The sequence below is a fragment of the Nostoc sp. CALU 546 genome, assembly GCF_048836525.1.
The window spans coordinates 37,879-52,246 of record NZ_JAWJTF010000037.1; the positions used below are offsets into that span (position 1 = coordinate 37,879).

Consider the following 14,368-nt stretch of genomic DNA (forward strand, 5'->3'; position numbering starts at 1 on the left):
TACTCAATGCCCTCCAGAGCTGCTACCCGGAAGATTATTTATATTTAGCACTGTAATTATCAGGGTGTCTCTGCTAACTATTTTCCCAATCCCTAATCCCCAATTCCCAATCCCCAGTCCCCAATCCCCAGTCCCCAATCCCCAAAAGAGAAAAGTAACCTCAAATTCTCAAAGACTCGATAACTGATACACTATATTGTAAGAGGTATCTGAAGTGTCATACTTAGTAATATCACCAGATAGTCTTTGCATAATTAACACGTTTTAACGTGGATAACACATGAAAACTGCTTCAGATTTAATTCCAGAATTTGAAAAACTATTCAGACAAAAATTACAACTCAATAATTGTAAACTTAGAAAAAAAAGACAAGAGAATAATTATGAAATTATTACTCCAGCTAAAGACATTTTTTTGATGTATTGGTCTGAATTCCCAGAAGTTAACTTAATATATCAGGCTGTAGGGGTACGTACTCAGCAGACTAGTGTTTATGAGCGAGCTATCCGCTCCCACATTAGTTCTTGTTTGAGTAGTCTCCAGGAGAATCCTACCTCTGAAACACCATTATTGGTGAAATAACTAATACTTAGATAACCCACATAATATTTACTAAGCTCTCGCCAGTTCTTGTCAGATAACTGACGAGAGTTTATCATCTTAAATCTGTTGATCAAGAAATAAAAATGCAATCCGAAAAAAATCAAGATCAGCTAGATTATAAAGTCTTGTTAGCCAATGCAAAACAAGCCTTAAAACTTGAATACCAGAAATCAACCGCTTTAGCATCCAAACTGCAAGCTATAAAAATTCAGTTAGAGCAAGTTCAGGTTGAAAACAAAATTCTGAGGGAGAGTGCTTACGAAGATGTAGTTAAGCACTTTGAGGCGCGGACTCAAGCAGCAGAAGCACTAGCACTAAAAACAGAAGTACGTCAAAGATTCCTTGAAGCGAATGGTTGCAAGGATGATGAAAGCTTCGATACTCTATGGGATAGTATTAAAAATAAGATTCAGATCCAAGATGGGGAAGTGAGAATCGTTGCTCAAAATGGTACTCCTAAATTCACCTTAACAGGCAGTATGATGACTTTGAGGGATTTTATTCAATCTCTCAAACAAGACCCAATCTCTGGAAAATTTTTCTTGAACTAGAGAGCCAGGTTAGAATAATTCGTAATTCGTAATTCGTAATTCGTAATTCGTAATTCGTAATTAAGTTTTGTAACTGGTATCTAAACCCAGTCACAAAACTTGTTGTTTGTTAGTTGCTAGGCAACTTAAACTGTCAGAATTAGTTAAAGAAAACCTTTCGCTCGAAACGGATTAGGGGTTGTATCAAAAAGCTATTCATCTTCGTCTCCTGGCGGTCTTTCGCTTTCGCTTTGTTGGGCGTTCCACTCCAAAACAATGCGCTCCAGCATCTCAGATTGCGTACAGTTATTAACATCGGCGTACATTTTAATCAACTGCCTCACTTTAGGGCTAATGTGGCGAATCTCTAGTTGGTTACTTTGTACCATGTTCATTAACTTTTAGTGTCTATGACATTATGTTGAACTATTAAACTATGGCTGTTGCAATAAATTTTGTTAATGGCGATCGCTCACTGTGATCTGCTATGTAACTATTTAGTCCTAAAATATCTTAACCTGGTGGGGCTGCTTCTTCAAAGGGACGGATAATTGCCGGGGCTGGTGTGACTTCTGGTTTAAAAATTCCCTGCAATGCTTGTTCTAAGGTTTGGGCCATGACAATCCGGTTTTCGTAAGCCACAACTACCCGCACCAGAGTTGGTAGACTATTCTGTGTGGCTTCTAGATAGATCGGCTCGACATACAGCAGGGATTGCTCAATGGGAATTACTAGTAAATTGCCTTGAATGGCTTTCGACCCTTGGCGATTCCACAGGGAAATTTGCTGAGAAATTACTGGGTCTTGGTTAATCCGTGCCTCGATTTGCTCTGTCCCGTAAACTAGTCTTTCTTTGGGAAAAGTATATAAAAATAATCTACCGTAGTTTTCACCATCCGATCGCGCCGCTAACCAAGCGATTAAATTAGTCCGCTGTCTGGGAGTGTAGGGTAGAAGCAGAATAAATTCCTCAAAAGGTACAGTGGGTAGACTAGTAATCAAATAATACGGCTCTACCGGACGAGTTTCACTGCCATAGATTTCGTTAGGAATCTGCCACTGGTCTTCCCGGTTGTAAAATACCTGTGGGTCAGTCATGTGATAGGTCATCAACCGCTCAGATTGAATTTTAAAGAAGTCCACAGGATAGCGGATATGACTGTGGAGACTAACTGGCATAGCATTGAGCGGTTTGAAGGTATTGGGAAATATTTTTGACCAAGTGACAATGATTGGATCGCTGGGATCGGCAATATAAAAATTTACACTGCCGTTATAAGCATCAATCACTACCTTGATCGAGTTACGAATGTAGTTAATACTATCGCTACCTGCGTCTGAGTAGGGATAGCGATCGCTTGTTGTATACGCATCAACAATCCAGTAAAGATAACTAGGATTTTTGGGGAAATCTTCATTAGCCGCAGCAGCTACTAAATAAGGATCACTGTCAAATTTAAGAAAAGGTGCGATCGCTCGAATTCTTTGCTTGACATTTCGCCGCAGTAACAGCTTTGTCTCTGGCAGAAAGTCCCGCGTTAGCACCATTTGCCAATCTTTCAAATACATGGCAAATAACCACCGTCGCCATGCTGAACCGATTTCAACGCCACCCACACCATTGTAAGAGTTATAAACATTGTCACTACCACTGGGGTAATCTAACTCTCGAACTCTTGTGCCAGTCATTACGTAGGTATTGGCGATTTCACCGTAATAAATTCGGGGTTGTCCAATGGGAATACTGTCACGAATGGCTTCACTGGAGGTTGTCAGAGCGCTACTATCACCGCTAATATCTTTGATAAAATATTCTGGTAGCCCACCCGGCCCGACTGTATTAACTGGGCTAACAGTAAACCCGAAACCGTGGGTATAAATTAAATGGCGGTTAACCCATGTTTGAGCTTCCTGTGGTACGCCAGTGTAGTCTAATTCTCGTGCTGCAATTAATACCTGCCGCCTTTCCGTTGATTCACTTCCTTCCGGCTGAGGTTCTGGTGGGTTTCGAGGGGCTGATGGTCGGCGGGAAATTACATCTGTTTTCAGAGTATACCGATCAATATCGGCATCGGGAAACCGATAATACGGTCGAATTTGTTGCAACTGACGGTTCGTTTCTAACAGTGGTCGCTGATCCCAAAGGCGAATATTCCGAATTGTCAAGTCATTCTTTTGAATATCAGCTTCAGTCAGTGTTCCTTCAGGGTTGAAGCCTCTGGAATCGATCGCCTCTAAATCGAATGCTTGGCGAGTCAAAGCGATAGTCCGCTGAATGTAGGGTTGCTCCCGTTGCAATTCATTAGGTAGGACAATTAAATATTGCACCACAGCAGGTAGAACAACATCAGCTAATACAACTAGTACTAGATAAACCCCTAATCCGTAAAATACTAAGCGACGATACTGGGATTTGGGTTTCCAGAAAAATGTTCGCCAAATTAGGTAAATTGCGATCGCTACTGCCACAATGCACAAGACGGTATAAGCTGGCAACTGGGCTATCACATCCGTGTAGCTGGCACCATAACTAACACCACGGTTAGAATACACGAGTTCATAACGACTCAGCCAATAACTCAGAGCCACTACCAGCATCAACAAGCCACCCATACCGTATAAATGACGCTGCTGCTGGGGCGAAAAACCAGGGAAAATTCCCTGACTCAAACTGTCTCCTGACAGGAGATAAGTGAGACTAACGGCGACGAAGCCATACAAACATAATCCCATCAGCCAGAGTTCTAGCAGTTCCCAAACGGGTAAGGAAAATACGTAAAAGCTGATATCTTTACCAAATAAAGGCTCAGTGCTGTTGAAAAGAGTGGGCTGGAAATATTGCAGCACCTTTGGCCAGTGTTGGAATAAGATGAACCCAAACATGGGACTGAATAAAATTGCGATCGCAGTTAATAAAAATTGGGGATAAATTAAGATTGCGATCGTTACTCCCCCAATTAAACCGAGATACCAGACTTGAGAGACAATCTGTCTCAAGAGTTGCCAGATTGTCTCTGGTCGAAATAGGGCGGGAATGGGTAAACTAGCCTGATTAACTGGATAATTCCAGTAGGAAAGAGCAATTTGACCATAATGAGCCAGCATCAAACCGATTAACAAACTCAGTACAAGACTTAGGGGTAATAACCCACGCAATCTTAATTTTTTAAACCGTTGCGGCGAAAGTATCCCAGTTTCGTTGCGTCTTGGATTATGAGGACTGAGAAAATTTGTTAATTCACTGGTGAGTTTTGCTTCCTCACGCTTGAATTCCTCAATCTTCAAAGACTGGGAATATTTTAGCCGTTGTGCTAGAGACAGATTTAGTAGTAGATAGGCAGCAGTTATTCCAGCCACCACTATCCACAAAACACCACGAGTCACCACCCTCAACAGAAATACTTGGAGGTAGCCAACTTCCTGAAACCACAAAATCTCTGCTCCCATGCGGGAACCCAGATCCAGTAGTAGCCACAGCCCCAAGAATCCGATTAATAGTCTAAAGCCCCATTTCCAATACATTCACTGGCAGCCAAACTATCTGCAAAGTCAACCTTACCGCATTAAGGAAAGTAGTAAAAGGGATTGGGGACTAGGGATTGGGTTTTCAAACGAAAAATTATGAAATTGGCTCTAATCCGGAACATATTTTGGAATGTTTTCCCAGTCCCCAATACCGAGTCACAGAGCGGCTTTTATCCCTTACCATACTTACTTGTTGGTGGGAGACTCTTCAATGTGACTCGTTAATACTTTTCCAAAAATTATTACTACTTTCTACAATAGCTGAATTTCGCAAAGCCCATGCATTTTTTACATCCCATCACAGATAATCTTGACCAAACTTAATTACACGGCTTTGTATGAATCTAAAGGTCGGACTTGTAAATCAGCTTTTAGGGATGAACAAGCGGAGTTGGGTTTTGCGGGGTTAGCGATACAGACCGGTGTTAAGTCGGCTATTGCCAGTTTGTGGTGCGTCTCGGATGCCGACTAATGACGGAGTTTTACAGCCAGTTAAAGACTGCACCAATTAAAGCAGAAGCACTGCGATAAGCAAAGTTAGTAATGATTCAGGGAAAGGTGCGAATTGAAGGCAATCAATTAACTGGCACAAATCAAGGCGTATCTTTGCCACCGCAAATGGTAACCTACTTACAACAAAATATCGTTGGTAATCTCTCCCATCCGTTTTATTGGGCACCATTCACTATGACTGGTAGTCCGTGATAAGAACAGTTCCTCAAGTACTTATTCTTCATCTCCTCTCAACATGAGCGAACGTACAGTTAATACTCCCATTGCAAACCATCTCTCAAGTTTTAATTTTCAATGAAGATGTATTGAAAATAACTACGATTTTTAGGAAATAGGTCAGAATAAGAGAACTAAATCTTAGAGTCAGTACCCTTTCACACAAATCTTGTGGGATTGCGGCATAATTTGTTGTGAAATTAGTCTTTTAATATAGGACTCATATTTGATTTTTAAACAAAAGTCAGTACACTTTGTTACTCATTTATCTCAAAACCATATCGTACTCGATTTATATAGCTCACTGGTTTATCCAAAAATCTATATCGTTAATATATAAAACTATCTTTAATATAAATTTTGGAACAAATTTTAATATTTCACTCAGTAATCATTCTGAATTTTGTATATTTTAGTAAGTTACATTAACTGCATCGCCAACACATAAATCTGTTAAGTTAAAAATGCAGCACTAATTAAAAATCACATGGATTGCAAAAAAAATATTTTTTGTGGACATTAAATATGAAATCAATAACTGATTCATTAGCTCAAAATAAAAATAAATTGCTGGCAACTGAGTGTAAACCCTCATTATCAAAAAATAACTTAGAACTAGATAATTTAAAATTACCGATCTTGAAAGAATCCGAAAAGCACCTACTGAACGAGTGGAATAATACTCAAACTAATTATCCTCAGCAAGCGTGTATTCATCAGTTGTTTGAAGCACAAGTAGAGAAAACACCTGATGCTGTAGCACTAATTTTTAATAATCAGCATCTTACTTATAGAGATTTGAATAGTCGGGCTAATCAACTAGCAAAACATCTGCAATCACTAGGGTTAGAAACAGAAACTCTTGTAGGAATCTGCATAGAGCGCTCCTTAGAAATGATTGTGGCACTTTTAGCTATCCTCAAAGCTGGTGGAGCTTATGTACCATTAGATCCAGGTTATCCACAAGAACGTTTAGCTTTCATGCTATCAGATACCCAGGTATCAATACTATTAACTCAAAAAGAATTAGTTGCAAAATTACCTACTCATACAGCATTTGTAATTTGTTTAGATACAGATTGGAATACAATCTCCCAAAATAACAAAGAGAACCTAAACACTAGTGTCACTGCTGATAACTTGGCTTATGTCATGTATACATCAGGTTCTACAGGTACACCCAAAGGTGTTAGCGTTATCCATCGTGGTGTAGTTAGATTAGTCAAGGAAACTAATTATGCTCACCTCACAGATGAAGAAATAATTCTGCAACTTGCTCCTATTTCCTTCGATGCTTCAACTTTTGAAATTTGGGGTTGCTTACTAAACGGTGGGCAATTAATAATCTATCCTCCTCATACACCATCTTTAGAAGAATTAGGACAGATTATTCAGCAATATCAAGTTACTACTCTTTGGCTGACAGCTGGTTTATTCCACCTGATAGTGGATGAAAAAATAGATGCTTTGAAATCCTTGCGTCAACTTTTAGCGGGTGGTGATGTCTTATCTGTTCCACATGTGCAGAAGTTTCTGCAAACAGTGGACAACTGTCAGCTAATTAATGGTTATGGGCCAACTGAGAATACAACTTTTACCTGTTGCCATCCTATAACAGCGCCACTGCAACCAGATGTTTCTATTCCTATTGGTCGCCCAATTGCTAATACCCAAGTTTATATATTAGATCAAAACCTCCAACCAGTATCAATAGGAGAAGCTGGCGAATTGTACATTGGTGGTGACGGATTAGCTAGAGGCTATTTAAACCGTCCCGATTTGACTGCCGAAAAATTTATTTTTCACTCATTTGATAGCAATTTAGAAACGCGCCTTTACAAGACTGGAGATTTAGCTCGTTATCTTCCAGATGGCAAAGTAGAATTCTTAGGTCGTATTGACAATCAGGTAAAAATTCGCGGTTTCAGAATTGAACTAGGTGAAATTGAGCGGGAAATTGCACAACATCCTGATGTTCGGGAAATTGTCGTTTTAGCTCGTCAGGATGAAGCAGCTGAAAAACAGTTGACAGCTTATATTGTTCCTCACTATAACAGTGGATATACGCACAATAAATTACGTGGTTTCTTACAACAGCGACTACCTAATTACATGGTGCCATCAGCATTTGTGATGTTAGAGTCGCTGCCTTTGACTGCCAATGGTAAAGTCGATAGACATAAATTGCCAGCACCAAGTAGAGAACGTCCACAACTGGAACAAGCTTACATTTCTCCCCAAACCGATTTAGAGCGTCTGCTTGCAGGTATTTTATCCGAACTGCTCAAAATCGATCGCGTTGGGATTGATGATAATTTCTTTGATTTGGGAGCAACTTCAATCTCAATTCTCCAAGTTGCTGCGCGAATAAAACAGGAACTTGGTATTGAGCTATCTGCTGTGAAGTTATTTCAGTATTCAACGATTGGCTCTTTAGCAAACTATTTGCATTCCAACCAGAATAGCCAACCATCTTCTGACAAGCTGCAAAATCGCGCCCAACGCCAACAAGCAGCTCGGACTCGTCGTCGTAATCATCAACAAGGTGTTAAGCAATGGTAAATATGCAAGCATCCGATAACCAAGATACTAATGATGGTATTGCCATTATTGGCATGGTAGGAAGATTTCCTGGGGCTGGAAATGTTGATGAGTTTTGGCGCAATCTGTGTGAGGGATTAGAATCAACGACTTTTTTTCAAGATGACGAACTAGACCCTAGTATTGATCCGAACCTTTGTAAAGATCCTAGCTACGTGAAAGCTAGAGGAATTATTTCTGGGGGAGAAACTTTTGATGCTGCCTTCTTTGGCATTAATCCACTGGAAGCTGTGGTTATGGACCCACAAGCCAGAGTTTTTCTAGAGTTGGTTTATGAAGCTTTAGAAAATGCTGGTTATGAATCAGAATCTTTCGAGGGTTTGATTGGTTTATACGCTGGTTGCGGTCAAAATACTTATTTTGCTAGCCACATTTCTGGACGTATGGAAATTGTCGATCGCATCGGCGAGTTTCAGACGATGCTAGCCAATGAAAAAGACTTTTTGACAACCCGTGCGGCTTACAAACTCAACCTTAAAGGCCCAGCCGTCAGCGTCAATACAGCCTGTTCCACTTCTTTGGTAGCAGTCATTCAGGCTTGCCAAGCCTTAACCAGCTATCAGTGCGATTTGGCTTTGTCCGGTGGTGTATCTATGACTACACCTCAAAACAGCGGTTATATGACTCAAGAAGGCAGTATGCTCTCTGGAGATGGGCATTGTCGTCCCTTTGATGCCAGCGCTCAGGGCACAATGTTCAATAATGGCGCAGGAGTAGTTGTCCTCAAGCGTTTAGAAGATGCGCTTAATGATGGCGATCGCATCTATGCTGTAATTCGTGGTTCTGGTATTAATAATGATGGGGCTGATAAAGTAAGCTTTACCGCTCCCAGCGTAGACGGACAAGCAGAAGCCGTTGCAATGGCCCAAGCTTATGCCAACTTCCACCCAGAAACCATCTCTTATATTGAAGCTCACGGTACAGCTACACCTTTAGGCGACCCCATTGAAATTGAAGCGCTGACCCAAGCATTTCGTGTGCATACAGATGCTAAACAATTTTGTGCGATCGGCTCTCTTAAAAGCAATGTCGGACATTTAGTTGCGGCGGCTGGAGTCGCAGGTTTAATTAAAACCGCTCTCGCCCTGCATTATAAAAAGATTCCACCTAGTTTAAATTTTGAGGCTCCCAACCCCAAAATTGACTTTGCCAACAGCCCCTTCTATGTAAATACCAAACTAGCCGAATGGTCAGAAGGTGAAACTCCGCGACGAGCCGGTGTAAGTTCTTTTGGTGTCGGTGGGACTAATGCTCATATTGTGCTAGAAGAAGCGCCACAAATCCAAAGTTCAGGATCTTCGCGCCCACAGCAGCTATTGTTGCTCTCGGCAAAAACTAGTCAAGCTTTAGAGGCTGCAACAGCGAATTTACACCAACATTTGCAGTATAATTCCGAAATTAACTTAGCTGATGCAGCTTATACTTTACAGCGAGGGCGCAAAGCCTTCAACTACCGACGCAGTATAGTTTGTCACGACATCACAGATGCGATCGCAGCGCTGCAATCTTTAGATCCAAATCAAGTAAATACCCGGCATACAGAAATCCGCAATCCAGCCGTTGTCTTCATGTTCCCCGGACAAGGATCGCAATATGTAGACATGGGACTGAATCTCTACAACCGCGAACCTGTGTTTCAGGAGGTAGTAGATGAATGTGCTGAAATCCTTAAACCTTTGTTGGGTAGGGATTTACGAGAAATCATGTATCCAGCACCGAGCGATTGCGAAACTGCGGCTATCTCTCTGCGGCAAACTTGCTTTACTCAACCAGCATTATTTGTCATTGAATATGCTTTAGCGCAACTGTGGCAAAGCTGGGGAGTCAAGCCCCAAGCCATGATTGGTCACAGCATTGGTGAATTTGTTGCTGCTTGTATAGCGGGTGTATTCACCTTAGAAGATGCGCTGATGTTGGTTGCAAATCGCGGTCGCTTCATGTGGGAGTTACCAGAAGGGGCGATGCTCTCGGTGCGCCTTCCAGCCAAACAGATAGAGCCACGATTGAGTGCAGAATTAGCGATCGCAGCAATTAACGGCCCTTCCCTGTGTGTAGTTTCTGGCCCCACAAAGGCGATCGCGGCTCTACAAAAACAACTAGAAAGCGAAGAAGTTGTCTGTCGCCATTTACACACTTCCCACGCTTTCCACTCTCCCATGATGGATAGCATCATAGCCCCCTTTGCTGAGGTAGTTGGGAAAGTTAAATTATCACCTCCCCAAATTCCCTTTGTTTCCACAGTTACCGCCGACTGGATTACAGCCCAGCAAGCAACTGATCCGATGTATTGGGCTACACATCTGCGTCAGACTGTGCGATTTGCGGAGGGCGTACAAACTCTATGGCAGCAACCGGAGCGCGTACTGTTAGAAGTGGGGCCACGAATCACAACTACGACCTTAGCCCGCCAACAAGCAAAAGATATTAAACAACAGATAGCCATTCCTTCTCTAAGTGATAATGCTGAGAACGAAGCTGAATGGACAGCATTACTCAAGGCAGTAGGACAACTGTGGCTAGCAGGAGTATCTATTGACTGGAGCAACTTCTATCAAAGGGAAACGCGACAACGAATTCCTCTACCTACCTATCCCTTTGAGCGCCAACGCTTCTGGATTGATCCTCCACCTCATCCCAATCGTGCAGCAACTTCCAAACTTTTAAATCCTCATTTATTAGAAAAGACCCAAACTATGACAACATACCCTCAGCAAAAGCTTATTCCTCTGCTCAAAGAAGTTATCGAAGAAACATCAGGATTGGAAATTGCTAGTGTTGACGACTCGACAACATTTTTAGAAATGGGATTAGATTCCTTATCTCTAACGCAAGTCGGGTTAGCTTTGAAGAAAAAATTTAAAGTCAAAGTAACACTTAGGCAGTTACTAGAAATTTGCCCGAACTTAGTAACGTTGGCTGACTTGATCAATCAAGCCTTGTCTCCCGAAACTTTATCTGCACTAGGATTAATAGAAACCGTTGCAGACCCAATTCCAGAAGCACCATTGCCAGAACCTCCACCTGCAACCACATCACCCACTTTGGTAGTGCATGAAGTTCATACAAATGGATCAAATGGATTTGCACCTCAGATTTCCCTGCAACCTGCTGCATCTAGTAACGTCCTAGAAAGTGTTATTAATCAGCAGCTACAAATTATGAGCCAGCAATTGGCGCTATTGGGTAATAGCAGTCAATCTTTAACAGTCCCAGTTGTACCTGCGGTGACATCTCAAAATAATGGTGTCAAGCCACAAAACGCTGTATCTATCCCCCCAACCCAAACCAGCAAAGAATCAGCATCAGTAGAAACAGAGTCAAATGGTGCTAAAAAGGCATTTGGTGCGGCGGCTCGAATTGAAAAGACCCAGACTAAAACTCTGACAGCGCAACAACGCACTCATCTAGACAAAATTATCCAAAGATATACAAAACGGACTCAAAAATCTAAAGAATATACTCAAACTCATCGCCCTTATTTGGCAGACCCAAGAACTGTTTCTGGGTTTAACCCGACGATGAAAGAGATGGTTTATCCCATCGTGGTGTCTCGTTCATCTGGTTCTAAACTTTGGGATGTTGATGGCAATGAATATGTCGATTTAAGCAATGGCTTTGGCTTGAATTTGTTTGGTTGGTCGCCACCTTTCATTACCGAAGCAATTGAAGCACAACTCAAACTCGGCATGGAAATTGGCCCGCAAACTCCCTTGGTTGGAGAAGTGGCGAAGCTGATGTGTGAGTTGACCAACTTTGACCGAGCAGCCTTTTGCAACACAGGTTCGGAAGCGGTTCTGGGAGCGATGCGGATGGCACGCACCATCACAGGACGTAACTTAATCGCTATATTTTCTGGAGCTTATCACGGTATTTTGGATGAAGTAATTGTTCGGGGTACAAAGAAACTCCGGTCAATTCCTGCTGCTCCTGGTATCCCACCCGAAATGGTAGAGAACATTTTGGTGGTAGATTACGATTCACCTGAGTCTCTAGAAATCCTCAGAAGTCGGGCTGATGAGTTAGCAGCAGTGATGGTGGAATCCGTGCAAAGCCGTCGCCCTGAATATCAGCCCAAAGAATTCCTCCAGCAATTGCGTGATTTCACCGAAGAAGCTGGGATTGCGCTAATTTTTGATGAAATCGTTACCGGATTTAGAATTCATCCAGGTGGCGCTCAAGCACATTTCGGTATCAAGGCAGACATAGCAACCTACGGCAAGATTGTGGGCGGTGGGCTACCAATTGGAGTCATTGCTGGCAAATCACAATATATGGATGCTTTGGACGGTGGATTTTGGCAGTTTGGCGATGACTCCGTTCCAGAAGTAGGCGTGACTTACTTTGCCGGTACTTTTGTCCGCCATCCTTTAGCACTAGCAGCCGCCAAAGCAGTACTTCAGCATTTAAAACAGAGTGGCCCCAGCTTGCAGCAAAATCTTAATGCAAGAACCGATAAGTTTGTAGCGGAACTCATGGGTTATTTCCAGCAAGTTCAAGCACCGTTCACAGCTTATAATTTTGGCTCCCTGTTTATGGTGAAATCTGCACCAGAGTTCGCCTACGGAGATTTACTCTTTTACTTGCTGCGGGATAAGGGAGTGCATACTTGGGATCACCGTCCTTGCTTCTTGACGACAGCCCATTCCGAAGCTGATCTGGCTTTTGTAATGGCAGCCTTTAAAGAAAGTATTGCCGAAATGCAATCTGCTGGCTTCTTGTCTGCACCGCCTATAGAAGTAACAAACTGCGATCGCAATGGAGCAGAAATTACCAATAACAGCTTACGCAATCGTCCTCCGCAACCTAATGCCAAATTAGGACGAGATCCCCAAGGGAACCCCGCCTGGTATATTCCCGATACCGAGCGTCCTGGGAAATATCTACAAGTTGCAAGTGTTTCCTGAAGTGTTTTGAAACAGCAATGTTCTTCAAGAAAGTAGCAAAAAATCTGCCAATATTAAGGTTTTGATATGACTTTGGTCGCTTCCTTTGATAAAAATTTACCTCACTTGGCTATGAATTAATCAATAGTTAGACATGAGGTCGTATCTGTTACATTTCGTTGTTTTGGTCAGCTTGTCCTGACCAAAACATAAGTAACTGGTGAAAAGTATATTCATGAAACAAGCAAATAATAGCCAAATACTTACACTTTACTCATGATTAAACTTAAAAATAATCAATGTATAAACACATTAAACCTCTTACTTCTCTACGCGGTATAGCAGCTTTATTTGTTGTTGTACATCATTTCTCCTATTACACTTTACCTAAAACTGGTTCAACTTTATCAGCTTATAGCGATTTTTTTAAAAATGGATATCTGTGGGTTGATTTTTTCTTTATTTTGAGTGGTTTTATAATGACCCACGTTTATGCTGGGGATTTTTCATTAAAGGTTAACTCGCCTAACTATCGTTCATACTTACTATCACGTTTTGCTAGAATTTATCCTCTGCATATATTTATTTTGTTTCTGTTTGTTGGATTAGAAATCATAAAAATATTTTTACTACCTACTTCTGCCTTTACGGGTAAATTTAACTTAACTGCCCTTTTTGCTAACGTTTTTCTTCTACAAGCCTTCGACTTAAATTGCCCACCTTTATTTTGGTGCGATACTTACTGGAATGAACCTGCTTGGTCAATTAGCGTAGAGTTTGTTGTTTACTGCATATTTCCATTTTTATTATTCTTATTATTAAAAAATAGTCCCAAAAACGATTTAATAATTTATAGTTTTACTCTCCTTAGCATATTACTACTAATCGCCTTTACTAGGGGAAATCTAGATAGTATTATTGGCATACCTTCGATAGCTAGATGTGGGCTAGAATGCGTACTCGGCATTATAACTTATAAAGTCTATTATAGAGGGGATTATAAAAAGTATTTCAATCTTAATTTACTGGCAATTATAGCTATAACTTGGATAATTCTGATTATGAATTACTACTGGTCTTATTGGCGTAGCCTTCATGATTGGCTAGTTTTACCAGCTTTTTGTCTACTGATTTTAGCTGTATCTGTCAAAAACAATGGTGTGATATCAAGATTTTTAAGTTCACGGTTAATGCTATATCTCGGCACTATATCTTACTCAATTTATATGATTCATTGGTTCCTTCAAGAATTGTTAAAAATATTTTGGATTTATGAATTTAATAAAGCTTTTGGTAAAGGGTTTACAGAATATGAAACATTGACATCTTTAGGAGTATTTCTTATGATTGTATTATTGACTGCATCATTGACATATAGATTTGTAGAAGTTCCTGCCCGTAATTATTTAAAATCTACAATCTTTGCTAAACAATGAATTGAACGTTAGTAGTTTATCAAGACTGATTTAAATTTAACCACATTCAATAAACTGAGA

Annotated in this window: 9 protein-coding genes; 7 read left to right on the plus strand and 2 right to left on the minus strand. The window is 41.0% G+C overall.

Translation table 11 applies throughout. The annotated features are described in order from the left end of the window. The first annotated feature begins 280 nt into the window (after positions 1-280). Both RRG12_RS19320 and RRG12_RS19325 read left to right on the plus strand, forming a co-directional pair. Positions 281-583, plus strand: coding sequence for a hypothetical protein (locus tag RRG12_RS19320; protein ID WP_069071841.1), 303 nt, complete (start codon positions 281-283; stop codon positions 581-583). Positions 584-687: 104 nt separating this feature from the next. Next, positions 688-1,155, plus strand: a complete 468-nt coding sequence (locus tag RRG12_RS19325; RefSeq protein ID WP_420760378.1) for a hypothetical protein — start codon at positions 688-690, stop codon at positions 1,153-1,155. A 191-nt stretch (positions 1,156-1,346) separates the two neighbouring features. On the opposite strand, the gene RRG12_RS19330 is transcribed toward RRG12_RS19325, so the two are convergent. Together RRG12_RS19330 and RRG12_RS19335 are read right to left on the minus strand one after the other, a co-directional pair. Further along, a complete protein-coding gene (locus RRG12_RS19330; protein ID WP_069071843.1) occupies positions 1,347-1,529 on the minus strand; it encodes a hypothetical protein in 183 nt (60 codons plus the stop codon). 118 nt (positions 1,530-1,647) lie between these two features. Then, positions 1,648-4,656, minus strand: a complete 3,009-nt coding sequence (locus tag RRG12_RS19335; protein WP_420760379.1) for a UPF0182 family protein — start codon at positions 4,654-4,656, stop codon at positions 1,648-1,650. A 313-nt stretch (positions 4,657-4,969) separates the two neighbouring features. Between RRG12_RS19335 and RRG12_RS19340 the strand changes: the two genes are divergently transcribed. The 5 genes from RRG12_RS19340 (at position 4,970) to RRG12_RS19360 (ending at position 14,308) form a co-directional block, all read left to right on the plus strand. Then, complete coding sequence (locus tag RRG12_RS19340; protein ID WP_218107964.1) at positions 4,970-5,131, plus strand: CHAT domain-containing protein; 162 nt, start codon at positions 4,970-4,972, stop codon at positions 5,129-5,131. 71 nt (positions 5,132-5,202) lie between these two features. After that, positions 5,203-5,364, plus strand: coding sequence for a hypothetical protein (locus RRG12_RS19345; protein WP_420760380.1), 162 nt, complete (start codon positions 5,203-5,205; stop codon positions 5,362-5,364). Between the two features lie 549 nt (positions 5,365-5,913). Then, positions 5,914-7,950 (plus strand): non-ribosomal peptide synthetase, encoded by a 2,037-nt coding sequence (locus tag RRG12_RS19350; protein WP_420760381.1) that lies wholly within the window; start codon positions 5,914-5,916, stop codon positions 7,948-7,950. Then, the gene (locus tag RRG12_RS19355) at positions 7,944-12,893 is read left to right on the plus strand and encodes an aminotransferase class III-fold pyridoxal phosphate-dependent enzyme (RefSeq protein ID WP_420760382.1); all 4,950 of its coding nucleotides are present in this window, start codon (positions 7,944-7,946) and stop codon (positions 12,891-12,893) included. The genes RRG12_RS19350 and RRG12_RS19355 overlap by 7 nt, the downstream gene beginning before the upstream one ends. A 278-nt stretch (positions 12,894-13,171) precedes the next feature. Next, on the plus strand, positions 13,172-14,308 hold the full coding sequence (locus RRG12_RS19360; RefSeq protein ID WP_420760383.1) for an acyltransferase family protein: 1,137 nt from the start codon (positions 13,172-13,174) through the stop codon (positions 14,306-14,308). Positions 14,309-14,368 lie beyond the last annotated feature (60 nt).